At 65.3% G+C, this 23175-nt stretch carries 26 protein-coding genes; 5 read left to right on the forward strand and 21 right to left on the reverse strand.

Going from position 1 to position 23175, the window contains the following annotated elements; all coding sequences use genetic code 11:
• Positions 1–37: 37 nt before the first annotated feature.
• Positions 38–1240, forward strand: coding sequence for an NnrS family protein (locus GV161_RS14905; protein WP_152016435.1), 1203 nt, complete (start codon positions 38–40; stop codon positions 1238–1240).
• A 198-nt stretch (positions 1241–1438) separates the two neighbouring features.
• Here GV161_RS14905 and GV161_RS14910 read toward each other — a convergent pair whose 3' ends face one another.
• The 6 genes from GV161_RS14910 to GV161_RS14935 form a co-directional block, all read right to left on the reverse strand.
• Entirely contained in the window at positions 1439–1696 is a 258-nt protein-coding gene (locus GV161_RS14910; protein ID WP_152016436.1) for a hypothetical protein, read from the reverse strand.
• A 134-nt stretch (positions 1697–1830) separates the two neighbouring features.
• Positions 1831–3042: an NnrS family protein gene (locus GV161_RS14915; protein ID WP_152016437.1), complete on the reverse strand. Its 1212-nt coding sequence runs from the start codon at positions 3040–3042 to the stop codon at positions 1831–1833.
• A 1-nt stretch (position 3043) separates the two neighbouring features.
• Positions 3044–3778: an ATP-binding cassette domain-containing protein gene (locus tag GV161_RS14920; protein ID WP_152016438.1), complete on the reverse strand. Its 735-nt coding sequence runs from the start codon at positions 3776–3778 to the stop codon at positions 3044–3046.
• Positions 3775–4584 carry an ABC transporter permease gene (locus GV161_RS14925; RefSeq protein ID WP_152016439.1) on the reverse strand — a complete coding sequence of 270 codons (810 nt, stop codon included), beginning with the start codon at positions 4582–4584 and terminating at the stop codon, positions 3775–3777. The genes GV161_RS14920 and GV161_RS14925 overlap by 4 nt, the downstream gene beginning before the upstream one ends.
• A gap of 4 nt (positions 4585–4588) precedes the next feature.
• Entirely contained in the window at positions 4589–5554 is a 966-nt protein-coding gene (locus GV161_RS14930) for an ABC transporter substrate-binding protein (protein WP_152016440.1), read from the reverse strand.
• Between the two features lie 52 nt (positions 5555–5606).
• Positions 5607–7784: a TonB-dependent receptor gene (locus tag GV161_RS14935; RefSeq protein ID WP_244624288.1), complete on the reverse strand. Its 2178-nt coding sequence runs from the start codon at positions 7782–7784 to the stop codon at positions 5607–5609.
• 368 nt (positions 7785–8152) lie between these two features.
• Between GV161_RS14935 and GV161_RS14940 the strand changes: the two genes are divergently transcribed.
• The 3 genes from GV161_RS14940 to GV161_RS14950 all read left to right on the forward strand — a co-directional run bounded on the left by GV161_RS14940 (position 8153) and on the right by GV161_RS14950 (position 9616).
• On the forward strand, positions 8153–8584 hold the full coding sequence (locus tag GV161_RS14940) for an Rrf2 family transcriptional regulator (protein WP_152016442.1): 432 nt from the start codon (positions 8153–8155) through the stop codon (positions 8582–8584).
• Positions 8585–8709: 125 nt separating this feature from the next.
• Positions 8710–9354, forward strand: coding sequence for a hypothetical protein (locus GV161_RS14945; protein ID WP_152016443.1), 645 nt, complete (start codon positions 8710–8712; stop codon positions 9352–9354).
• A 4-nt stretch (positions 9355–9358) separates the two neighbouring features.
• Positions 9359–9616, forward strand: coding sequence for a DUF1971 domain-containing protein (locus tag GV161_RS14950; RefSeq protein ID WP_201303032.1), 258 nt, complete (start codon positions 9359–9361; stop codon positions 9614–9616).
• Positions 9617–9637: 21 nt separating this feature from the next.
• On the opposite strand, the gene GV161_RS14955 is transcribed toward GV161_RS14950, so the two are convergent.
• The 15 genes from GV161_RS14955 to GV161_RS15020 form a co-directional block, all read right to left on the reverse strand.
• On the reverse strand, positions 9638–10330 hold the full coding sequence (locus GV161_RS14955; protein ID WP_244624289.1) for a Crp/Fnr family transcriptional regulator: 693 nt from the start codon (positions 10328–10330) through the stop codon (positions 9638–9640).
• Between the two features lie 112 nt (positions 10331–10442).
• Positions 10443–10706, reverse strand: coding sequence for a cytochrome C oxidase subunit IV family protein (locus tag GV161_RS14960; RefSeq protein WP_152016445.1), 264 nt, complete (start codon positions 10704–10706; stop codon positions 10443–10445).
• Position 10707: 1 nt separating this feature from the next.
• Positions 10708–11259: a cytochrome c oxidase subunit 3 family protein gene (locus GV161_RS14965; RefSeq protein WP_244624222.1), complete on the reverse strand. Its 552-nt coding sequence runs from the start codon at positions 11257–11259 to the stop codon at positions 10708–10710.
• Complete coding sequence (locus GV161_RS14970; RefSeq protein WP_244624223.1) at positions 11256–12143, reverse strand: SUMF1/EgtB/PvdO family nonheme iron enzyme; 888 nt, start codon at positions 12141–12143, stop codon at positions 11256–11258. The genes GV161_RS14965 and GV161_RS14970 overlap by 4 nt, the downstream gene beginning before the upstream one ends.
• Positions 12144–12204: 61 nt before the next feature.
• The gene (nirK, locus tag GV161_RS14975) at positions 12205–13332 is read right to left on the reverse strand and encodes a copper-containing nitrite reductase (protein ID WP_152016446.1); all 1128 of its coding nucleotides are present in this window, start codon (positions 13330–13332) and stop codon (positions 12205–12207) included.
• Between the two features lie 113 nt (positions 13333–13445).
• Positions 13446–13730, reverse strand: a complete 285-nt coding sequence (locus GV161_RS14980) for an iron-sulfur cluster assembly protein (protein WP_152016447.1) — start codon at positions 13728–13730, stop codon at positions 13446–13448.
• A complete protein-coding gene (locus tag GV161_RS14985) occupies positions 13730–14272 on the reverse strand; it encodes a DUF2249 domain-containing protein (protein WP_152016448.1) in 543 nt (180 codons plus the stop codon). Before GV161_RS14985 ends, GV161_RS14980 begins: the two co-directional genes overlap by 1 nt.
• The gene (locus tag GV161_RS14990; RefSeq protein WP_152016449.1) at positions 14235–15632 is read right to left on the reverse strand and encodes a hypothetical protein; all 1398 of its coding nucleotides are present in this window, start codon (positions 15630–15632) and stop codon (positions 14235–14237) included. The genes GV161_RS14985 and GV161_RS14990 overlap by 38 nt, the downstream gene beginning before the upstream one ends.
• A gap of 28 nt (positions 15633–15660) precedes the next feature.
• A complete protein-coding gene (locus GV161_RS14995) occupies positions 15661–15969 on the reverse strand; it encodes a DUF2249 domain-containing protein (protein ID WP_152016450.1) in 309 nt (102 codons plus the stop codon).
• A 105-nt stretch (positions 15970–16074) separates the two neighbouring features.
• Positions 16075–16230 (reverse strand): hypothetical protein, encoded by a 156-nt coding sequence (locus GV161_RS30925; RefSeq protein WP_193219580.1) that lies wholly within the window; start codon positions 16228–16230, stop codon positions 16075–16077.
• Between the two features lie 10 nt (positions 16231–16240).
• Positions 16241–18136 (reverse strand): VWA domain-containing protein, encoded by a 1896-nt coding sequence (locus GV161_RS15000; protein WP_152016451.1) that lies wholly within the window; start codon positions 18134–18136, stop codon positions 16241–16243.
• Positions 18137–18146: 10 nt separating this feature from the next.
• Positions 18147–18971: an AAA family ATPase gene (locus tag GV161_RS15005; protein WP_152016452.1), complete on the reverse strand. Its 825-nt coding sequence runs from the start codon at positions 18969–18971 to the stop codon at positions 18147–18149.
• A 58-nt stretch (positions 18972–19029) separates the two neighbouring features.
• Positions 19030–20394, reverse strand: coding sequence for a cbb3-type cytochrome c oxidase subunit I (locus tag GV161_RS15010; protein WP_152016453.1), 1365 nt, complete (start codon positions 20392–20394; stop codon positions 19030–19032).
• Positions 20395–20416: 22 nt separating this feature from the next.
• The gene (locus GV161_RS15015) at positions 20417–20869 is read right to left on the reverse strand and encodes a cytochrome c (RefSeq protein ID WP_152016454.1); all 453 of its coding nucleotides are present in this window, start codon (positions 20867–20869) and stop codon (positions 20417–20419) included.
• An 854-nt stretch (positions 20870–21723) separates the two neighbouring features.
• Positions 21724–22443 (reverse strand): Crp/Fnr family transcriptional regulator, encoded by a 720-nt coding sequence (locus GV161_RS15020; protein ID WP_152016455.1) that lies wholly within the window; start codon positions 22441–22443, stop codon positions 21724–21726.
• Positions 22444–22972: 529 nt separating this feature from the next.
• Here GV161_RS15020 and napE point away from each other — a divergent pair.
• Positions 22973–23170, forward strand: a complete 198-nt coding sequence (gene napE, locus GV161_RS15025) for a periplasmic nitrate reductase, NapE protein (protein WP_152017474.1) — start codon at positions 22973–22975, stop codon at positions 23168–23170.
• Positions 23171–23175 lie beyond the last annotated feature (5 nt).

Below are 23175 nucleotides of genomic sequence, written 5' to 3' on the forward strand. Positions count from 1 at the left end.
GGCCGGATCTTTCCCGGCCGCGGGAAGGACGGGGCCCATGGCACCCATACCGAGATTGCGCGCCTATGAGGGGCCGGCTTTGCTGTCTTACGGCTTCCGGCCGTTCTTCTTGCTGGCGGCATTGCAGGCTGGGCTTACGGTCTTGGTGTGGCTGCCTTTCGTCACAGGGCATATCATCGTGCCGACGGCCTTCGCGCCGGTGGATTGGCACGTCCATGAAATGTTGTTCGGATACCAGGCCGCGGCGATCGGCGGCTTCCTACTGACCGCCATCCCGAATTGGACTGGCCGGTTGCCGGTCCAGGGCAGGCCGCTTCTGGTCCTCGTTCTCGCTTGGCTCGCCGGACGTCTCGCGGTCTGGGCTTCGGCTGCGATCGGCTGGCGCCTGGCCATGGCGATCGACGCGATGTTCCTCTTACTGCTCGCCGGAGCAGCTGCGCGCGAGATCTTAGCGGGGCGCAACTGGCGCAATCTCAAGGTCGTGGTTCTGGTCGGGCTCCTACTGATGGCGAACCTTGCCTTCCATCTCGAGGCAGGGCTGATGGGAAGCGCCGATTTCGCCCGTCGCTTCGCGATTGCTGTTATCCTGATGCTAGTCGTGCTGATCGCTGGACGCATCGTGCCGAGCTTCACGCGAAATTGGTTGGCGCAGCGCGGCGAAGGGCGGATGCCGGTGCCTTTCGGTACTTACGACAAGATCGTCCTCGCTCTTACCGCTGTCGCGCTCGCATTGTGGGTTGCCGTGCCAGATAATGCCGCAACCGGTGTCGCCATGCTGCTTGCCGCGGGGCTCCACCTCTTCAGGCTGGCTCGCTGGGCTGGTGATCGGTCCTGGCGCAATCCGCTGCTCGTCATCCTCCATGTCGCTTATTTGTTCGTGCCCGCGGGCTTTGCCCTGACAGCGCTGGCAAGTCTCGGCTTTGTCGCTCCGGGCGCTGGTATCCACGCCTGGACTGCCGGAGCCTTCGGCACCATGACGCTTGCCGTGATGTCTCGCGCCAGTCTCGGCCATACTGGCCGGGCGTTGGTGGCGACGGGCGCGACTCAGGCCTGCTATCTGATGATTGTTATCGGTAGCGTTGCGCGGATCTGCTCGGCTCTTGGCCATGGCCCGACGACGCTGCTGCATGTGGCCGGGCTGAGTTGGTCACTGGCCTTCCTCGTCTTCGCTCTGGCCTATTGGCAGGTCCTGACCGGCGCTCGCATCGCACCGAAGGCGGCCTCAGTCGCCCGGGCCTGATCTGGCGCAGCCATAGTCTTCGCGCTTCGATGAATTCAGGATCGGCCAAAAAGCCGATCACCCAGCCTCCGAAGGTGGCTGACCGGAAGCTGCAGGCAAGCTGAAGGTGCAGGCCCAGCAGCCTCGTGCCGATGCCGAGCTCCGGGAAATCACAAAGGAGCCCGGCCGTCTTTAGCTGGGCTCGTGCAGGCTACTGGCTTACGCTGATGTGTTCCCCAGACCTTCAATCTTTGACACCACGATGTCGAACGTCTTGTTTTCTTCCAGCAAGGCCATGTTGATATCGCCGGTGGTCAAGGCCTCCAGCAACTGGCGTTTGAAGTCAGCCGCAGCCTCGCTGCCCTCTCGGGCTGAGATATGCTTCATTGCAAATTCAAGGCAAAGATAGAGCGTATTGAATATTATCTTAAGTTGCTCAAGATTCGTTTCGCTCACATTCTCGCCTACATTGGCCATCTCGCTCTCCTTCGCTTGGACCCTATCCATCCAAACTGGTGATGGAGCCAGCTGTTCCGGTCTGCCGTGCGGTAGACGCCTTTTACGGCGCGATCCGAACCGATAAGTCGACCTGCCGAGTCATCCTAAGGTGCTCAGTCTGGCTGGCAGCCGTCGGCTCCCCTGCGGCTGTTGAGGATTGGCCAGAATCCGATCAGCCAGATTGCGAAGGATGCAGACCAGAGACCTGCAGAGAGTTGGTAGTGCAGGCCGAGCACGCTCTCGCCGATGCCGAGTTCGGGCAGGACCCGCATGAGGCCTGCCGCCGCCATGACCCCGAGCGCCAGCTTGGCCAGAGGTGGCAGCACGAGATCGCGCCCGCTATGGCGCAGGCCGGCGATGACGAAGACCGCTATCACCGCGAGCCCGAGCGCACCGATTGAGAGCAAGTGGATCCCCGTCGTCGGCGCGACCGGGGCACCAAGCCCGGCGAGGCCGATCACCAGGAAGCCGACGCCTCCGCTGGCATTGGCCGCTGCCAGTGCCAGAACCTCGGCGCGCAACACGGCACGTCCGATGAACCATTCAGCCAGCCGGTCGAAGAAGGCGGCCGCCGCGGCGAGCGCGAGCCAGGCAGGCACGGCCGAATCCGGCGCGACGAGCGCCGCGACAAGCTGAAGCCCGACCAGCCCGGCGGAGAGGTTCTGGCGGCCGGGATGGGGCCGGTAGGGCGTCGTCTCGCCGGTCGGATCGAGAGCATGGTTGACGACGACGACATTGATGCGCGCGATGGCGAGCGAGAGGAAGACCAGAAAGACGGCAAGTGCCGCCTGCAGCAGCCGCGCCGACCATGCCGTCTCTCCCAGGAACCAGGCGACGCGGATCGCCAGCTCGATCAGGGCGAAGAGAATGATCCAAAGCGCGAAGGAGCCATGGCGCGCACTACGTCGCTCGATCAAGGGGCGGGTAACGAAGACGAGCAGGAGGCTCAGGAAGGCCAGATCGGTCAGCGCCGCCGGCAGGATCAGCACATCGGCGCCGACGAAGCCGATCAGGCGCCCGGGCAGCCAGAACGTGAGCAGGAGCAGCAGCGCGCGGCCCCGTTGCGGCTTGGTGTCCGTCCATTCCGGCATGGCCGAGCCGAGGAAGCCGGCGAGCGCCGCGCCATAGGTGCCGAAGATCATCTCATGTGCATGCCATTGCCCCGGCGGCACCTGCCGCGCGAAGGGCAGGTCGAAGGTGAAGAGCGTCACCCAGATCAGCGGCAGCAGCACGGCATGGGCTGCCGCCACGGGGAAGAACAGCTTCAGCGCTTCGGCGAGTAGTGGATGCGTGACGTCGACGCGCCCGGGCGAAGGCTCGGTCATGCTATTGCCTGTCGCCGTCGAACAGATCGGCAAAGGCGGGATCGGCCGCCCAGGCCTGCACGGTCTCGAACACGCTACGGTCGTCTCGCTCGCCCGGAGCGCCGTCGAGCACGCGCTCTGCGACGATCCCCTCCTGCCGGCCCGAGAGCACCACGATGCGATGTGCCAGCCTCATCGCTTCGGCGAGATCATGGGTGATGAAGAAGGCCGAGAATTTCTCCCGGGCGGAGGCGGCGATGACGAGGTCCTGCAGCACACGGCGCAGGCCGACATCGACGGCCGTGAAGGGCTCGTCAAAATAGACGATCTCGGGGTCGATCGCGAGCGCCCGCGCGACGGCCGCCCGCTGGCGCATGCCGCCGGAAAGCTCGGCTGGATACTTGTCGAGATCACGCGCGAACAGGCCCACCTCGGCCGCGCGCCGCTCGGCCACGGCGTGGCGCTCGGCCTTGCCGATCCCGCCAGCCGCGAGGCCGTAGGCGATGTTGTCGCGCGCCGTCAGCCAGGGCAGCAGACGCGGTTCCTGGAAGACGACGGCGTGCCGCCGATAATGCCGGCGCACCCGTCCACGCAGCGGATCGATCAATCCGGCGGCGATCTGAAGCACGGTGGTCTTGCCGCAGCCGGAGGGGCCGACCAGCGCAACGACCTCGCTGTCACCGAGAGCCAGCGAGAGATTCTCGAAGACGGGCCTGCCGAGGAAGGCGTGGCCGATGCGGTCGAGCTTGAGCCTCATCGCTTCACGCCCCAGGGCCGTCCGGCCTCGCGCCATTGCTCCAACCGGTCGCGGATGGGCTGGAGCAGCGCATATTCGCTGAACAGCGCGAAGCCGACGGTGACGAGCACGATGGCGGTGACGCGCGGGATATCGAACAGCGCCCGCGCGCTGGCGAGGTCGCCGCCGAGCCCGCCCGCGTTGGAGAGCAGTTCCGCCATCACCGTGACCTTCCAGGCCGAGCCCGCCGTCGTCGTCCAGGCCGGGAAGAGGTACGAGACCATGTGCGGGGCGGTGACGGTGCGCAGCCGCATGAAGGCGCCGGCGCCGAAGGAGCGCGCCATGGCGTCGAGCCCGCGATCGCGCGTGGCGACGCCTTCGAGGCCGCCGGCGAAGGAGATCGGCAGCGAGGCCACGACGACGGTCATCACGGCGGTGCCGCCGCTGGCGCCGAACCAGATCAGCGCCAGCACGATCCAGGCGATCGGCGGCACGCCGAGGATGACGGTGACCACGGGGCGCATCAGGCGCATCGCGGCGAAGGAGTAGCCCGCGGCGATGCCCGCGGCGGTGCCGATCAGGACGGAGAGCGCGAAGCCGAGCCCCGCGCGCTCGGCTGTCTGGCGCGCTGCATGGCGAAAGGCTTCGTCTCCCGCCAGCTTCGCGACTTCCCGTGCGGTTTCGAGCGGAGCGGGCAGGATGAAGGAACCATAGAGCTCGTGGCCGGCCTGCCAGGCGGCGGCGATGCAGAGCAGCCCGGCCGCGCCGGCCCAGCCGGACCAGAGATAGCGGCCGGCCCAGCCGAGGAAGGCGAGCCTATAGCGCATCGCGTCACAGGGCGTAGAAGGCGTCGCCCGGCAGCTTGCCGCCGATGATGCGCGGATCGTCCGCGGCGAGCGCCGCGAACAGCGCCTCCAGGTCCGGACGCGCCGCCGAGGCGGTCTGCGCCGCGAGATTGCTGACCGGCGCGGCGCGAGCCAGCACGGGGGCGGGCAGCTGGAACAGGGGCGCGGCTTCGCTGGCGACGGCCGCGGGATCGGCGATGACCGTGCCGAGGGCCGCCTCGATCGCGCGCTGGAGCGCGGCGATGCCCTCCGTGCCGATCTGCTTCGTCAGCGCGTCGGTCAAGGCGAGGCCGGCCTGCGGCATGTTCGGGCGCCCCGTCGCGGCGGCCCAGAGCTTGCGCAAATCGACGGCCCGCTCCAGCGGCTTGGCGCGCAAGCCCGACAGCAGGATCGCGCCGGAGGTCGCAGGTTCGGACAACAGGGCGGCATCGACGCGCCCGCCGAGCAGGAGCTGGACCGCTTCGGGCGGCGTCCCGGAATAGTCGATGGTCAGCTCCTCCGGCTTGAGGCCCTGCGCCGCCAGCAGGCGGCGGAAGAGAAAATCGGGCATGTCGTTCTTGAACGGCACCGCGACGCGCTTGCCCTTGAGGTCGGCTAGGGAGTCGACTGTGCCGGCCGGCGCCACGACCTGGAGCAGGCCGTGGGTCAGGACATTGGCGAGCCGGATGCCGAGGCCGCGGTTGTGCAGATTGGCTGCGACATAGCTCGGCACCACCACGGCCTTCATGCCGCCCGACGAGACACCGGCGCGCATCTCATCCGGCGTGCGCCAGATCCTGACCTCGACCGCCTCCGCGAAGCGCTTGAGCGCGGGGTCCTTCGCCGCCGCGACGAGCAGCAGGCCCGGCGTCGCCGGCGGCCCCCACAGCACGAGCGGCTCGGCCGCGCGGGCGAGGCGAGGCATGGCGACCGCGGCGGTCGCGGTGGCGAGAAAGTGGCGGCGGTCGAGCATCGCGATCTCCTTGCCGCGCCGCCCTGCCGGCGGCGCGAGCCATCATCCGGCGTCAGAAGCGGGCCTTGAGCCCGGCATAGAAGGCGCGGCCGGTGCCCGGCAGGAAAGCCGCCTGATCGACTCGGGCCTGGTCGACGATCAACGTCGAGGCGGCATAGGTCTTGTCGAAGACGTTGCTGACCTCGCCGAAGACGGTGAAGTGGTCGTTGATGCGGTATTCGGTGCGCAGGTCGACCAGAGCATAGGGCGCCGCATAGAGCGTGTTCATATTGTCGACCGGGGTCTTCTCCGGATTCCAGCGCAAGGCAGCCTGCAGCATCCATGCCTGCGTCGCCTGGAATTGCAGCGTGGCGTTGATGAGATGGCGCGGCGCTCCGGCGATGCGGTTGTTGCCGCGCGTCGGATCGTTGTCGAAGCGGAAATCCTGGTAGGTATAGGCGAGGCGCCCGGTCAGCCGGTCGAGGAGCCTGGCGCCGAGGCCGAGCTCGACGCCGAAATGCGTTGTCTTGTCGGCATTGACGGCGCCGAGCGAGGCACCGGTGGCGTCGCGCAGGCTGAGCAGCTCCTTGTCGATCCAGGAATAGTAGACGACCCCGTCCCAGGAGACATCGCCGTGCCGGCCGCGCCAGCCGCCTTCGAGCGTGGTTCCGGTCTGCGCTTTCAGGGAAGGCGTCGAGAACGCCGCGGAAGCCGCCATTGGCGCGCCGGGATTGGGACGGCCGGGGCTGCTGTTGGGCGTGCCGTTGATCGTCGCCAGAAGGTCGTCATGGGTCGGCGGCTCGAAAGAGCGCGACAGCGCGGCGAAAACGATCTGGTCCGGGTTCGGCCGCCAGCTCAGGCCGAGGCTCGGGCTCCAGCCGTCATAGGAGCGCTTGTAGCTCGAATCCAGCCTCGGGACCGACCCGTTCGGCAGCAGCGCGTAGGGCGAGGCCGGGTTATAGGCATTGGTCGGGCGCCGCGCGGCCGAAAAGGTATCGGTGTTGTCGCGCGTCGCATGGGCGTAGGAGATCGCCGGCGACAGCGTCACGCTCTGCCAGATCGGGATATTGGCGCCGGCATAGAGCGAGAGCGTGCTCGCATCGAGATCGCTCTCGCCGAAGAGCGTGCCCTTCGCGCCGCCCTGGTTGAGGTAGTTCTCGCGCCTGGCCGAGCCGATAACATATTGCGCCGTGGTCTCGAACAGCGGCAGTGGGGCGGCCTGGTCCGGCTTGTAGGCGTAGCGGGCGACCGCGGTGAAATCGCCGCCCTTCGTGACCCGCACGCCCGAGGAGATCGGGAAGCGGAACATGTCGTCGGTATAGGTATAGCCGAGGCCGAGATCGACGAGATGCGGCCCGAACTCGGCGGTGGTGCGGTTGCCGATGAAGAATTGCCGCGTCTCGCGCCGCGGCCGGTCGCGCAGGACATTGGGGCCGGGGTCGACGGCGACGCCGGCGACGACGCGCGGTCCGCCATGCACCTGTTTCGGATCGGTGCGCAGGCCCTGCTTCGTCAGCGGGCCGGCGACGTCGAAGCCGAGATCGGTGTAGCCGACGAAGAAGCGGGTCTTGATGGTCTCGGTCAGGGCGATGCCGACATTGGCGCTGACGCTGGCGCGTTGGGACTCGTTGTAGACGCGGTAGCCGTCGCGGCGGCTGAAATCGCCTTGGATCAGCGCATCGACGCCGTCGCGGCGAAAACCGGTCTGCGCGGAGAGATTGAGCTGGCCGAAGCTGCCGCCCGAAATTTGGACTTGCGTGCCGGGTGCGCTGTTGCCCGTCGGCGAGACGAAGTTGAGGGCGCCGCCCAGCACGGTGGCGCCGAGGCGGTGTGCGGTCGGGCCGCGGTAGACTTCGATCGATTGCGCCTGCAGCGGGTTGGCAAGCCCGACGACGTAAGAACCGTCTGCGCGGTTGAGCGGCAGTCCGTCGCGCAGCACGAGGATGCCGCGCTCCACCGGATTCTGCTGGAGGCCTGAGCCGCGGATCTGGATGCGCGGCTGGTCGTTGCCGCCGAAGAACTCCTGGACGACGACGCCTGGAGCGTCCCGCAATGCCTGCGCCAGCGTCGGGTTGCCGCTCTGGGGAATATCGTCCGCGGTCAACAGCGTCGCACCGCCGGCCGTGGCGAAGAAGCGCTCTCGGACAAAGGCGGGCACGCCTGCGGAAGTGCCTTCGACCACGATCGTGTCGAGAACGATCGCCGAGCCCGGAGAGGCCGACTGGGCAAGGCAGGCCTGCGCCGAAACCATTGTCAGAAGCGTGGCGAGCAGCAGGCGCCCGTGGCGGCAGAGCGCGCGGGAAGCCCGTTCGGGCGCATCCGGGGAAGGCCGGGCGGAGGGCGTACGCTGGAATTTCATGAGAGAGAATCTAAATGAGAATTTCAGATACCACTTTTATACGGGTAAGCTCTGCCGGCTGTAAATAGTATTCTTCGCCATGCGACATGTTGTTTCAGATCAATTTGGAGGAATTCTGCTAGCTCTGCGCTCTATTCCATGTATGAATTTGAATTATTCTAATATGAATTCTTGCGAGCCACCGGGTAGGTTGCGCCGCAATCCCGCGCTAGGGTTGAGCTCTGAGAGTCGGTGACGGAAGCACCCGTGCGAGTTTTGCGATGCGATTGACCCAGTTCAGCGAATACGCGCTGCGGCTCCTGATCTTCGCCGCCGCTCATCCGGATCGGCTGGTCACCGTCGAGGAAGCGGCGACCTCCTATGACATCTCGCGCACGCATCTGATGAAGGTTGCGAATCTGCTGGTCCGTCAGGATTTCCTGAAAGGGGTGCGCGGCCGCTCGGGCGGCCTGGCGCTGGCGCGGCCGGCGGGGAATATCTCAATCGGAGCGCTGATCCGAGCGACCGAGCCCGCCTTCGCGGTGATGGAGTGCTTTGGCGAGGCGGAGGGGCGCTCGCTGATGAGCCTCGATCGCTGGCGCGCCATCCAATCGGAGGCGATGGCGGCGTTCCTAGCCGAGCTCGACCGGTATTCGCTCTGCGATCTCGCGGCCGATCCCGGGCGCTTCGGCGTCGGTCGGCCAGCCGCCTGAGTTCAGGTGGGCCGCGGGAAGCTGCTCCGTTGCTTGTGAAAGGGCAAGCAGGGCGGGTGATTGGTTCGGCTATGATCGTGTGATCATGGTTTGCCCGAAATCTCGGGCTGGAATCGAGGAAGCTAATGAATTTTCCTTCCTTCTTCGCAGAGGCCCCGCGCCTTAAGGTCCGCGATCCGCTGGCTGCCTTTCTCGGCGCCAGCGAGGACGGGGCCCTGGAATACGGCTATGAGGACGCGGTCCGGCTCGCCGGGCATTCCTGCCCGGCAGTAGCCGGTGCCTATCTCATGGTCGTCAACGGCCTGTCTTATCTCTACGATGAGGCCTTGCCGGAGCGAGGTGGCATCGAGGTGTTCATGCGCGCTGAGTGCGACGAGGGCACCACCGGCGTCGTAGCATCGATCGTGACGCTTCTCACCGGAGCGGCCGCGGCGGGCGGCTTCCAGGGGATCGGCCCGGCGCGGCGTTTCGCTCGGCGGGGCTTGTTGCACTTCGGCGCAGATGTCGACGGCGTCATGGCGCTGCGCCGCCGCGACTCCGGTACCGGTGTAGTGGTCGACATCGATACCGGTGCCGTACCACATGCGGCCGAAATGGCAGCGGTGATGCCCGGGGCCGTATCCGGTGAGGCCGATGCTGTGGGGTTAAACAGCTTCGCCGCGCTCTGGCAGGACCGAGTCCGCCGAATGCTTATCGAGCATGCCGACGATCCCAAGCTGATCCATCTCTACAACTGGGTGCCGGACGATGCCTCGACAGCCCTGGCCTGAGGGCTTGACGCCTTATCGGCGCACACCCGACTTTACCGAGGCGACAATCCCGCCCGGCCTGCTCAAGGCCCATGCCACTAAGCATAGCGTGTGGGCGAAGCTACATGTGCTCGCGGGCACGCTGAAATTTCGTGATCTGGCGAGCGGCGAACAGTGGGCCTTGTCGGCCGGCGTTCATCCGCTGATCTTTCCAGAGATGCTGCACGAGGTCGAGCCTTGCGGTTCTGTTCGCTTCTTCGTGGAGTTTCACAAGCCGTCCTGAAGCAGCGACCTCGCGGTAGCGCTACTCAGTGTTCTCAGCTAGCCGGCTCAGGCCGGCCCGGTCGCGCACCACGAGTTTCTGGCGCCCGCCCTCAACCAGACCTTGGGTCTCCCAGGCGCTGAGAATGCGCGAGACTGTATGCAGTGTCGTACCCGTCATTTCGGCGATGTCGCGCCGGGATATCGGAAAGTCGACGCGCAATCCGCCTTCGTCGCGCTTGCCGGCCTGCTCGATCAGGCGAAGCACGGCATGGGCCACGCGCCGCTCGACCTCTTCCGTCGACATCTCGCGGATGCGGGTATGGGCTTCGTCGAGGCGCTGGCCGATCGTGCGGATAGCGTTCATCGCCAGATGCGGATTGCCCTCGACGAACCCATCCCAGGATTCAGTGGGCCATGCCGCGACCAGGCTGTCGACTGCCGCTGTCGCGGTGCCAGGATAGTCGCTGCGGCCGAGCGCGCGCGTGAAACCGAACAAGTCGCCGGGATGGACGACGCGTACGATGATCTGCTGGCCGTCGCGCGTGACCTGGGTCACTTTCAGCCGGCCATGCAAGAGCAAGTAGAAGGCCTTGGCGGGATCGCCTTGCTCGAACACAGCTTCGCCTTGGGGAATCCGCCGCGCACTCGCCTGCGCCGTCATGCGGTCGAGCTGTGCGTCGCTCATCTCCGAGAACAGCGGGATGCTGCGTAGCACGCTGCGATCGATAGCCACGTGACTGTCTTTCCTTACGGCGGATTTGGGCGCTGGCGGCACCGCGCCATCGGTCACGGCGGATGATGCCGGATAAGACCGCAATCGCGCCTGCGGTTCAAGTGCGTCACGATCACCCGGTAAGAGCGATCCGGAGCCCGGCCAGCAGGCACAGGAGCGCAGCATAGCTGATCAGCGCCGCGGCTAGGGCGGAGTTCTCCCGATGCAGGCGCATGAAGCCTAGCACCACCAGCGCCGCCTTGACGAGACTCAGTAGCGCGATTGCGGCCCCGCGCGGGCCGGCTGGTAGCATCGCCGCCGCAAGCAAGCTCGCTCCCGTCGCGAGCATCAGGACGAGCAGGACGGCGGGAAGCGGAAGAGCGAGGGAGCGTTGCATCTCAGCCCAGATAGATGACGGGAAGGATCAGGAGCCAGACCAGGTCGATCAGGTGCCAGACGGTCGCGACCGTGGCGACGTGGCGAGGTGCCGGCCGCCAGGCGACGAGCAGCAGCAGGCCCGCGACGAACAGCACATGCGCGAAGTGGAAGCCGACGATGAGCATGTAGAGCTCGGCGAGCCGCCCTTCTGTCGCCGCCAGCACCGGAAGCTCATGGCTGAAGGCGGCGACCTTGAGCCCGCAGAAGGCGAAGCCGCCCAGCGCTGCGAGGACGAGATTGCGCCGCGGCTTGTGCCCGAAGGTGGCCTGTGCTGCGAAGCAGCCGCTGGTGAGCAGCGTCGCGGTGGCGACGCCAGCGAGCGGCAGGTCGAGTTCCCCATGCAGGGCGGTTATTGCCGATGGATCGAGCGCAGCGAGCAGCATGAAGGCGCCGAGCAGCGCGCCGAAAACAATGAGTTCGCTCCAGACCAGGATCCAGAACAGGAGCTCCATGCCACCTTCTGACGCCGACTGCGCGGTGTCGGGGGCGCTGATGCGGATCGCGATGTTCATGCTGGCAGGAGCCGGCGCAAGCTCGCCGGCAGCCGCTCGCGCCAGTCAGGGTCCCTGACCAAGCGGACGCCGAGATTGTCGGGCGGGGTCGCGACGGAGCAGCCGCCGGCCTTTGGGTTACGCATGAAGAAGGTCATCGGCGCGCGGTGCTGGCCCTCGACGATGTAGACGCCGCAATTGCTGGTCTCGCCGAGCGTGCGGCCGGCCGCATCGAGCGAGACGCGGCGCAGGCAGGTCTGCGTCCATTCCCAGACATTGCCGGCGATGTCGTGAACGCCGTGCTCGTTGGCGCCGAAGCTGCCAACTGGTCGCGGGGCAGGATCGCTCGACGCCTTGCGGTTGGCCTCGCGCTCGTAGTCGGCGAGCCAGCGCAGCGCCGGGTTGGTTTCGCTCCCGTCGAGACCGCGCGCGTCGTCGACGAAACGCGAGCCCGCCGCGTGTACCCATTCGAGGTCTTTCGGCAACCGCCAGCGCGTGCCGGTTGCGCGCGACAGCCAGCCGGCATAGTCGGTGGCGTCGCTGTAGCTGACCCCGGTCACGGGCAGGTCACCGCGCCCCGGCGGGTTGTCGAGATGCTTGCAGGCGCCGGCGGCGACGCAGCGCACATAGTCGGCGACCGTCACCTGATAGCGCATGATCTCGATCGGCCGCTCGATCCGGACCGTGACACGCGGCGGATCGACTGGTCGGTTGGCCCGGCTGTACTCGCCGTCGAGGCGGTGCAGCAGCGTAGCCGGGGGGATGACCGCTGTCTGCGGCAGGGGGAGGGTGGAGGCCACCCTGTGACCTGGGCCGGCGAGCAGCAGGGCGGCCGCGCCGACCATGAACACAAGGCCGAGCGCAGTCGCAAGGCTCGGCAGGGAGGGGCGCAGCGTCGTCGCCATGGGAGCGATCCCGTCGGAAAAAAGGGAGGTCTCCCCGCTGAGGTGCGGGGAGACCCGGAAGTCAGATGCCGGCGGGAGCACGGATCTGCTTCATCAGGTCGTCGTTCCACTCGCCCTCGACCTTGAAGTGCCCGGCTGCGCCGAGTTCGAAGGCCTCGATCAGGTTGTGGTTGACATAGGCGTAGATGCCCGGCTGCAGGAAGGTGTAGAGCGCTGCGCCCGCGCAGCCGCCGGGGATGAACCAGGTCTCGAGGTCGCGCTCGGGCGGGTTGCGGAACTTGCCCGTGGCCCAGACATAGTCGCCATGGCCGCCGATCAGATGCGGGCGCGTGTCGCGGTTGGCCTGCGAGTGCACGATCAGCACGGTCTCGCCGACCTTGGCGGTGAGGGCGTTCTTGCCGGTCAGGCCGCCGACCTTGCCGTTGAAGACGACATGGCTCGGGGTCAACGTTCGCATCGCCTTGACCACGTCGTCATGCGACTCGCCGACGCTGGCATAGCGCTTGAACTTGCCGGTCTCGTCGCGCGGCACGTAGAAGTCCTGCTCGCCGACATAATAGACCTTGTCGTATTTCAGCGACTTGCCCTGATGGTCTTTCAGGCCGTCGCGCGGCAGCACCATGATGGCGCCGTTCATGCCGGCGGTGACGTGCCAGGGCACCATGCCGGGAGGGGCGCAGTGATAGACGAACACGCCTGGCCTGGTTGCCTTCCAGCGCAGCACGGTACGCTCGCCCGGACCGACCTCGGTCAGCGCTCCGCCGCCGAGTGCACCGGTCGCTGAATGGAAGTCGATATTGTGCATCAGCTCGTTGGTTTCGGCATTGATCAGGGTGAGCTCGACATAGTCGCCCTCGTGCACAACCATCAGCGGGCCGGGTACCGTGCCGTTGAAGGTGAAGGCGAAGGTCTCGGTGCCGGCGTCATCTATGACGATCTTCTTCTCGTGGATCGTCATCTCGAATTCGACGAGCTTCGGCCCGCCGGTCGCGATCTGCTCATGCGCATGCACGAAGGGGGGATCGACCAGCTTCGGCTTGACGCGCGGCAGTTTGGCCACGTCGGTCGCCGTCGCCTTGGTCATCACGCTCTGCGCCTGCCCGGGCGTAGAAACCGCCTGGACGAATGCCCCGGTGGCCGCCGCTCCCGCCAGAATGCTGCGGCGGGTCAGATTGAGCTCTTCGCCCATGGCTTGTCTCCTTGCCAAACGACCGGAGATCAACCGGTCGTGAAGACTTTAGGAGCCTGGCGAAACCGCTCTTTGTTGCAGCACAATATTTCTGACGATCCCGCGAAGAACCATCATTCCGCTGCGATCATCACCGGTTCCCACGCCGGCTCGTAGGTCAGCGTTACCACGACGGAGGTGACACCCTCGACGGCCCCGGCTGCGATGGCCACGGCTTCCTTCAGGAAGCCGGCGAGCGGGCAGCCGCGCGTGGTCGTCGTCATGGTGATCGCGACGGCGCCGTCCGGTGCTGCTTCGATCGCATAGATCAGGCCGAGATCGACGACGCTACGGCCGATCTCGGGGTCGAGCACGTCGCGCAGCGCGATCTCGACGAGGCGTTCGAGATGAGCGCTCATTAGTGGGCACCTCCACCACCATGGCGCACCAGCAGCCGATAGGTCGTGCCCGAAGCATCGAAATTGCCTGCCCATTCGTGCTGGCGCTTGGCCAGCTCGGGGAAGAGAAAGACCGGTTCGCGGGCGAGCAGCGCGAACAGCACGTCGCCAGGCTTCAGGTCTTCGAGCGCTTCCAGGATGCGGACCATTGGCTCGGGCGGTTCGAGATCCACGAGGTCGAGCTCCTCGATGGGGATGCCCCAGGACGTGGCCGATGGGCTACTGCCGAGCGCAAGGTTTTCATCCGCGTTGGCGATGGGCTCGGTGGGCGCGAAGGTGACCTCCCAGTCCCCACCGTCGAGCGGGCGGTCGCTCGCGGCGAAGCCGCGATTGGCCATGACCGAGAACAGCGGCACCGGCCGGAACGGGGCGATCAGGCGCAGCGACTGGCCGGGCGCGAGGGCGCTGACCGCGTCCATGATTGCCTGGAACGGTTCCTTGCCGGCCCGCAGCATCGGTCGGACGTCAAGCTCGTGGGCTGGCAATGTTTCGGTGGTCGACATGAGGGGGGTTCCTTTCATCGGACCGTGCTAGCAGCAGCCATGGGCGCTCAGGCGCCGGAGGCCGATCGGTCATCTTGATCTCGGACAAGCGGCGCACACGCACGAACTCCGCGGCAACCCCCAGAGTCCCAATGAGGCAGGGCAGCATGGCCCATCTGAAACCAGACGGGATGCCGGCTGCAAGTGCGACTGTTCCCAGTGCTGTTCCTCCATAGTACAGCGCGAACCACCAGCCTGTACGCGGCATGGCGAGAAGTTCCCCCACCCGTGGCACCGGGCCGCGCCCCAGCCGCGGTGCATAGACCTCGAGCCAGGTTATGAAGGAGACGATCTTCACGAGCTGGGAGAGCGTCAGGCCGCCGAGCCAACCGAACGTGAGAAGAAATGTCAGTGCCGCAATCGTCGCCTCGCCGGCATCTGCGGCAACAGCAATCGGCAGCAGAGCGATGCCGATTCCCAAGGCGACGAAGGCCGGGATACTGGCGATCATATTGATCTCTACCGTCTTGCGGCGGCGGAGGCGATAGAGGGTTAGGATATCACGACCGTAGAGGGCGCTCGCGATTGCCAGCATGCTGAGGGCCGTAGTGGCGAGCCCGCTAGCGCTCTCCCAGCCAGCGAGGGGAGCAATTAGGCCGGCGCAGGCTAGGCTAAGGCCGACGGCAGCGAGCAGCATGACAGGGCGGATGCGGCTTACTGGCAGCTCCGGCGCCATCATGAACATGACGAAGAGCCGGTAGCTTACTCCAAAGGCGATAAGGCCGAGCCAACCACCGAATCCGAGCAATGCGTGGAATGGCAGGCCGTCGGGCAGCAGCGCCATCGCGCCGAGCCAGTGGCCGCGACCTGAGAGGATCGACGCGAACGCCGATCCGCTGAACGCTGTCATCGCGAGGCAAGAGAGGCCGATTAGAACGAAGCCGGCGAACAGCCCGACAGGGCGCGCGCTCAGCAGCGTCGCCGCCAGCATGACGATAAGAAGGCTGAAGCCTGCGACGAGGCACCCGGCAGCGAACGGCAGCAACTCAAGGGGGGCTTCAATCCAGCCGGCAAGCACCGCGAAGCCGGCGCAGAGCACCAGCAATCCGGTTATGAGCGCTACCAGCGCCGGCATGGCGAATTGTGGGAAGGCGAGCGGGCGGGAGACCAGGACAGGCACGAACTGCAGTAGCGCCCCTGCCATGGCGAGGCTGAGCCAGCCGATCGCCACGATATGGACGACGACGAGCGTCGCCGGTTCCGTCAGGCCGGCGGCGGGGTAGCCGACGCCGGTGATGGAAAGAGCCTCGGCGGCGAGCAGGAAAGTTAGCGCCGCCGCGAAATAGCTCATTGTCCAGCGGGACAGCGATGCCATCGGCATGGCCGCAAGTCTCCCGAACCGAAAGGCTTCAGTGACCGCAGGTGCAAGAGTGGCCATCATCATGGCCGCCGCAATCGGCGGCATTGGCCTCGGTGCCCACTTCAAGACGTCCGATCTCGACCTGCCAGATCTGCGGCCCCTGCACGATATAGCTCCAGGAATAGGCGCCGGGATAACGCGCCTCCATCTGGCGCCGCAGGGGGGCGGGATCGTGGTCGTTGACGATGCTGAAAGCCTCGCCCGGCGGCAGGCGCTCCAGGATTCCGAAGATCGTAGCGTGGCGCACGACCGGCGGGATGGTGCGCACGTCCAGCGGTTCGAGAGGCAGGGTGGTCATTGGCTTGCGGCTCCGGTTGCGCCCCGACTGCGAGAGGGCATCCTTGCACCTTAGTCGGGCTCCGCCCGCGACAGTTTGTCGAGGCTCAAATAATGCGGCTGCTGCTCATTGTTCGAGGAAGAGGATGACCGCGATGACCAGCGAGGCGAGCACCGCGGTGGCGAGCCCGCCCTTCTGCAACACACCCATGCGGTAGAGGATCGCCGCCATCACGATGATGGCGGGTGTGGCGACGACAAGCCCCATCTGGGCGTCGGTCATGCTGGGCTCCTCAGGCAGCCAGTGCACGATAGATCGCCGGCAGCGCTGCCGGCAGCCGCTCCAGCTTCGAGATGATTGCATGGCCGTTGCGGCCGAAGAGATGCGGGATATAGGCGCGCGACTCGCGATCGACCGTTACGGCGAAGACGCAAATGCCGGCGCGGCGCGCCTCGATCACCGCCATGTGCGTGTCCTCCATGGCGAAGCGGCCCTCGTAGTGATCAATGTCGTTGGGCTTGCCGTCGGTCAACACGAGCAGGAGCTTGCGGCGGTCGGGCCTCGCCTTAAGTCCGGCCGCGGCATGGCGGATCGCGGTGCCGATGCGGGTGTAGTAGCCGGGCTTCAGCGCTGCGATGCGCGCCTCCACGGCCGGCCCCATCGCTTCGTCGAAGCGCTTCACCGTCTCGATCCGAACCCAGTCGCGCCGGCGCGAGGTGAAGGTCAAGATCTCGTGGCGGTCGCCGCAGGCGGCCAGCCCATGGGCGAAGACGGTCAACGCCTGCTTCTCGACATCGAGCACGCGCAGATCGTCGAACCAAGAATCGGTCGAGAGCGAGACGTCCATTAGCGTCGTCACCGCGAGGTCGTGCGCCTGCGGGCGGCTCGCGCGGTGGATGCGGTCGCTGCCGGGGCCGCCGGCGGCGAGATCGGCCTGCCGGCGCACCACCGCGTCGAGATCGAGGTCGGGGCCGTCGATCTGGCCGCGCTGCGGCTCGCGCAGGGGACGCAGCGCCTCGAACTGGCGGCGGACTTGACGCACCAGCGCGCGCGTCGCAGCGTCCTGCACCGGAGCTTCGCTTTCCTGATGGGCGGTGGCGGCTAGGACGCGGCAGTGGTCCTCGCGATAGCTCGCGCTGCGGAAATCCCATTCCGGATAGGTCAAGGCGCCGGCGAGCGCAGCGTCGTCGATCGCTTCCGGTGGCAGATCTAGGTCGAAGCGGAAGCGCGAGGACGGGCGACCCTTGCGCTCGCTTAGTACCATGTCGTCAAGCTCGTCGGCGGCTTCCGGATCGTGCTCCTCACTGTCGTCGGAGGGGCGGTCGACTGCTACCATCTCCGACATCGCCAAGATCTTCTCGAAGCGGTTCAAAATGAAGGGGCTGCGCTCCCGCCATTCCTCCGCGGTCTCGTCGCGGCTGGCGGCATAGGCCTTCATCTGCTCCTCGGTCTTGGCCGAGGCCGGCGGAGGTGGCTGGTCCCCGTCGCGTCGGCGCGGGCGGGCGGGCGCGGCTGCGCTGGCCAGCGGCCAGAGCGGAACGCCAAGGGCCGGCAGATAGCCGGGCGGAGCCTTGGCGAGCCAGTCTTCTGCAGTGATGGCCGGGGCTTCTCCGCCCAGCAGCGTGCAGATCAGCGCTTCGACTCTGGCCTCGGTTGCGGGCAGCCCTTCGCGGCGGCGGCTTGTGAGCAAGGCCTCGGCCAGGCGGCGATAGATTGGGGCGAGGCCGGGAAAGGTGGCGAGCACCCGCGAGACCAGCCGCTGCGCAGCCGCGATCCGCGCGAGATCACGCTGTAGAGGGTCGTTCTCCGCAACCGGTCGGGACGGCATAGCGGCCATGCAGGCGGCGAGCCATATATAGAGGTCGCGGTTCAGCCGGGGCTGGGGGAATAGCGCGATCTGCGCGGGCAGGTGCAGGCTGTCAGGCGTGCGCAGCGCCTGTGCCAGCCGCTCCTCGCCAAGGCCCACGCGCTGGCGCAGATTCAGCCGGTGGTTGGCGGCGCGCTCGCGGGCCGGCACGATCTTGACACCGGGCTCGCCGCCGAAGCCGCGGAAGCAGACGGCGAGCGTCGGTGCCATGCTTGCCAGTGTCACCGCAGCTTGCGGGTGATGCGGCAGGCTCGCAGTGTCACCGACCAGCCTGTGCCAGAACCGCCCGACCGTCTCTTCCAGCTCAAGGAAGTCCAGCATTGCGCGCCTCCTAGACGAGAACCGCTCGCGCAACCTCGACGAGCCCGGCCTTGACCTCCGGCTCATCGGTCAGCGGCTCGATGATGGCGGCGGTCACCGCTTCGGAGCGCGGCAGCCCGGCGGCGATCAGGCTCGCGGCATAGACGATGAGGCGGGTCGAGACGCCTTCCTCGATATCCTGCCCCTTCAGCGTGCGCAGTCGCCGGGCGAGGTCGACCAACGGCGCGACGGCGCCTTCGTCGAGCCCGCTTTCCTGCGCGACGACGGCGATCTCCTGCTCCCGCGGCAGGAAGTCGAAGCTGATCGAGACGAAGCGCTGGCGGGTCGAAGGCTTCAGGTTCTTGAGCAGGTTCTGGTAGCCGGGATTGTAGGAGACCGCGATCATGAAGGTGGCGGGTGCGGCGAGCAGCTCGCCGGTGCGCTCCAGCGGCAGGATGCGCCGATCGTCGGTCAAGGGATGCAATACGACCGCGACGTCCTTGCGAGCCTCGACGATCTCGTCGAGATAGCACAGCCCGCCCTCGCGCACGGCGCGCGTCAGCGGCCCGTCGACCCAGACGGTCTCGCCGCCCTTGAGCAGGTGGCGGCCGGTCAGGTCGGCGGCCGAGAGGTCGTCATGGCAGGCGACGGTGAAGAGCGGCAGGCCAAGCTGCGCCGCCATATGCGCGACGAAGCGCGTCTTGCCGGAGCCGGTCGGCCCCTTGAGCAGCAGCGGCAGGCGCCGCTCCCAGGCCTTCTCGAACAGGAAGCGCTCATTGCCGGAGGCGGTGTAGGCGGGAATGTCGAGCGCATCGGCCACAGGCGGCGCGACGGGCAGGCGCGGGATCATGTTCATCAGGGAAACCTTCGGAGGAGGGGGCGACGCCCGCCGGCCGGAGCCGGCGGGCAGGGCGTCATTCCGCCGGATGGGCGAGTGCGAGCGGTTCTGCGGTACGCTCGCGGCCGGGAATTAGCACGGCCCAGACGAACATCAGCGCCGAGATCACCACCACCACGCCGGAGCCGAGCCGGATCCAGTAGAACAGCGCAAGCTGGTCCTGGACCTCCATGAAGGACTGGCCGAGCACGCGCTGGAGATGAGTCTGCACTACGCCGGCGAACGTCAGCGCGAATGTCATCACCATCATCGCCGGTACCATCAGCCAGAAACTCAAAATCGAGAGCCACTGGTTGTACGGCGCCCGATTTTTCAGTTCGGGAATGGCGTAGGCCATTACCGCCAAGTTCAACATGACATAGGCCCCGAAGAAGGCGAGATGGCCATGGGCGGCGGTCAACTGTGTGCCGTGGGTATAATAGTTGACGAAGGAGAGCGTGTTGAGGAAACCCCAGATTCCCGCACCGATGAAGGCCATGACCGAGCAGCCGACCGACCAAAGCAGGGCGGCGCGGTTGGGGTGGTTACGGCCTGCCTTCCAGGTCATGTGGACGGTGAACAGGATCATGGTGAAAAAGGGCGCGACTTCCAGCGTGGAGAACAGTGAGCCGATCCATTGCCAGTATCCGGGCGCGCCGATCCAGTAGAAGTGATGACCGGTGCCGAGGATGCCGGAGAACAGGGCGAGCCCGACGATGACGTAAAGCCACTTCTCGACCACCTCGCGGTCGACGCCGTTGAGCTTGATCATCAGGAAGGCCAGCACCGAGGCCATGATCAGCTCCCAGACGCCCTCGACCCAAAGATGGATGACGTACCACCAGTACATCTTGTCCAGCGCGAGGTTGGCCGGGTTGTAGAAGGCGAACAGGAAGAAGACCGCCAGCCCCCATAGGCCGAAAAGCAGGATGTTGGTGACCGTCGTCTTGCGGCCCTTCAGCGAGGTCATTGTGATATTGAACAGGAAGATCAGCGCGACGACGACGATGCCGACCTTGATTATGAAGGGTTGCTCAAGGAATTCGCGCCCTTCGTGGATACGGAAGAGATAGCCGACCACCGCGACGGCCGCCGCCACGAAGAACAGCCAGAACTGAATGACGGCGATCCTGGGACTGTAGAGCTCGGTCTGTGCCTCCTCCGGCAGCAAGTAGTAGGTCGCCCCCATGAAGCCTAGCAGCAGCCACACCACCAGCGCATTGGTGTGGATCATGCGCACGATGTTGAAGGGCAGGATGACCGAAAGCGTGTTGGGTAGGACATAGATCAGTCCGGCTAAAACCCCGAAGGTGATCTGCGCGATGAACAGGGCGAGCGCTCCGTAGAAATAGAGCATCGCGACGTTCTGGGTCTTGTATCTCGTCGTATTGTAGCCTGGCATGGCTCTCTCCTGTCGCGACGTCTCAGCCGGCCTCGTTGGGCGGCCAGTTCTGGGTCTTGATTCGGCTCGTCCATTCGAGGAAATCGGCGAGATCGTTGAGTTCCTGATCGGTCAGGTTGAACTGCGGCATCTGGCGCCGACCTTCGATTCCGGTCGGCTGGGCCGCCATCCAGGCCTTGAGGCTCTCGCGCGCCCCGGCAGCATTCTTGTCACCGCCGTAGCGCTTCCAGACATTGCCGAGCTCGGGCGCAAAATAGGCGCCCTCGCCGAGCAGGGTGTGGCAGTTGATGCAGGAATTGCGCTCCCAGACATGCTTGCCGCGAGCGACAGCGGGCGTGAGCGTCGATTCGTCGGTGGATTTCGTCCGCATGAACCAGTGGCTGTGGGCAGTCAGCCCCACGAAGATGGCGAAGAAGAAGATCGATCCGCCGTAGAAGACATTTCGGGCTCCCGCCTTCGTTAGACGTTCGGCCATGGGTTCACCTTCCCTTGCGTGCATTTCCGGGGACGAGGCCGGTGGGGCCGACCAAACGCGCCCCACGTGCAAGGGGCGCAAGCAGGTGGTAGCGGGGCTGCCAGGAGACTTCTTTGCGCTTAGGCAAACAGGTCAGGGCTCCGCCTCACTGCGCGGGGTTAGGCGTGATCATTCAAACCAAGTTCGCATGTCGCAGGGGGCACCGCACTGGCCATCAATGTTGACGGAACGCAGTCGCCACCCGCAGTGCCGGAGTCCTGAAAATTTTTTATCGAAGGCAGCCTGTCATCTTAAATAGAGGCAAATAAATTCTTGGTATAAATTGTTAATTATAAGTTTTTGTATAAAAATTTATACACTGTAAGTGAAATTCTACCAAAAAATATTTGATAGTGGATATGATAAGGTGATTTACATTGAGAGATCAAGCGATAGAAAACTCAGGGCGCCGCTGGCGCGCAACCAGATTGCTCTCCATGGCTCTACTATGTCGTGGCGCGGCTCAGCGACGTCGCTATTTAGCTCAAGCCAATAGCATTTCAGTTGGAAAGTGAACTTAGTCAGACTCTTGTGGCTCATTTTTCTGCTCGCAAAGTGGAGCTGTATCTTCTCCCAGACAAAGCAAAGTTCGTTGCTCTGCATCAAATAGCGCGGCATATAACGCCGTTGGGGCCTGCAGCGTGTGCAGATCTTAACCGCGGCATACAAATGTACCGGGCAGAGTTGCACTTAGTTCGCAGAAGAGAGCCCAAACGGCCTGTCTTGGAGCACGCCCGGTGCCGCCTCGGATTGCATCTGCCATGAAGCGCCAGATCTCGAAATGAAGTGCCCTCGTTGAGGCGTGCTGGCGCCGCTCAGCCGTTCATCGGACTTCCCGGCTGCCCTACTCTGGGGGTTGCCAGGCTAACCAAAGCAGGGACGTTTCGGACGACCAGGGTTCGTCTCCCCCCACCGATGATTCCCAGTCGCTCCCATTGTGTGAGAACCCGAGATGCACTGTGCAAAGTCGTGCCTGTGAGCTCCGCAATATCCCGCCTGGTAATGGGAAAATCGATCTTGACCCCATTATCTTCTTGCTGGCCGACTTGGTCGATCAATCGCAGAACGCCATGAGCGATGCGGCGCGGGACATCAAGGGTGGCAATCTCTACGAGCTGATCCTGACTGACAGCTAAGCGATGCTCAATGACCTGAATCAATCCGGTTGCCAAACTCGGCATATCTTTGATGAATCCGGACCAGATTTCGATTGGCCAGACGGCGAGCGTGCAGTCACGAAGCGCAATTGCTGACGCGCCGTATTGCTTACCCTGTGCCCCGCGGGCCAGTCCGAAAGGTTCGCCAGGGTGGACAATTCTCAAAATGATCGAGCCACGGTGCCAGCTCGCTCGCGAGAGTTTTACGTGGCCTGACAGGGACAAGAAGAAATCATTGGCCGGAGCGCCCTCGGAAAACGCGCGTTCGTCCCTTGCCAAGTGGCGCAACGAGGCCGCCGACAGGATGTCGTACCGCTCTCTATCGGATAGCGCTGCAAACATCGGCGCCCGTTTGAGAGCTTGAGGGTCGAATTTCATAGCTGCGCGAGGGAAGCGGCCGCCGCATTCACGACGCCCAATGTTGAGGGGGCGTGCGGATCGTCTCAGTCTGTCTGGAACGCCGCCCGTAGCCTCAGGTAACCGACACACCACGACCGGTGTTTGCGCTACATCAAGCTCGATGTGAAAAGCCGCTCCGAGAATGGCGCCAAGCCCGGTTAGGTGCCGGCAAATGCGCGTCGAACACCGCGCGAAGCTGTCAAGGCGATGGTTGCAGGCGGTTTGACCGCCGGTGTCGTGGCGAGCCGGCCAGCGTTGCCTGCGTTCGCGATTGGCGACGTCGCCGCGTGTATCCCCACGTCCCGAACACCGGCTGCCGGAGCCCCGCAAATCGGCAGCGATCGAGCTGCTCAATTTGCGCTACGTCAAACTCAGCTCAGAAAATGCGCCATCGCCGCACAGACGGGCTAGACAGTTGCGCCTGGGTCCTTATCCTCTTTTTCCGATCTCTAATCTGGCGATGGCGCGATTCAAGATCGCCCGTCTTGGAGAAGGAAAAGAGATGGCTATGGAGACCGCGACGGTGCGCGGCCCGGACCCTGCTCCGGACAAGCCGACGCGAAGAGCCGAAATCTTGGCCTTTCTCATTTTGGCGGTCCTGATCTGGCCGATCGTGGCCGTCGGCATCGTCGGCGGATACGGCTTCCTGATCTGGATGTCCCAGATTGTCCTCGGACCGCCCGGGCCTCCCGGCTCGCCGCACTGAGGTCT

This window comes from Bosea sp. 29B (assembly GCF_902506165.1).
Classification (GTDB): domain Bacteria; phylum Pseudomonadota; class Alphaproteobacteria; order Rhizobiales; family Beijerinckiaceae; genus Allobosea.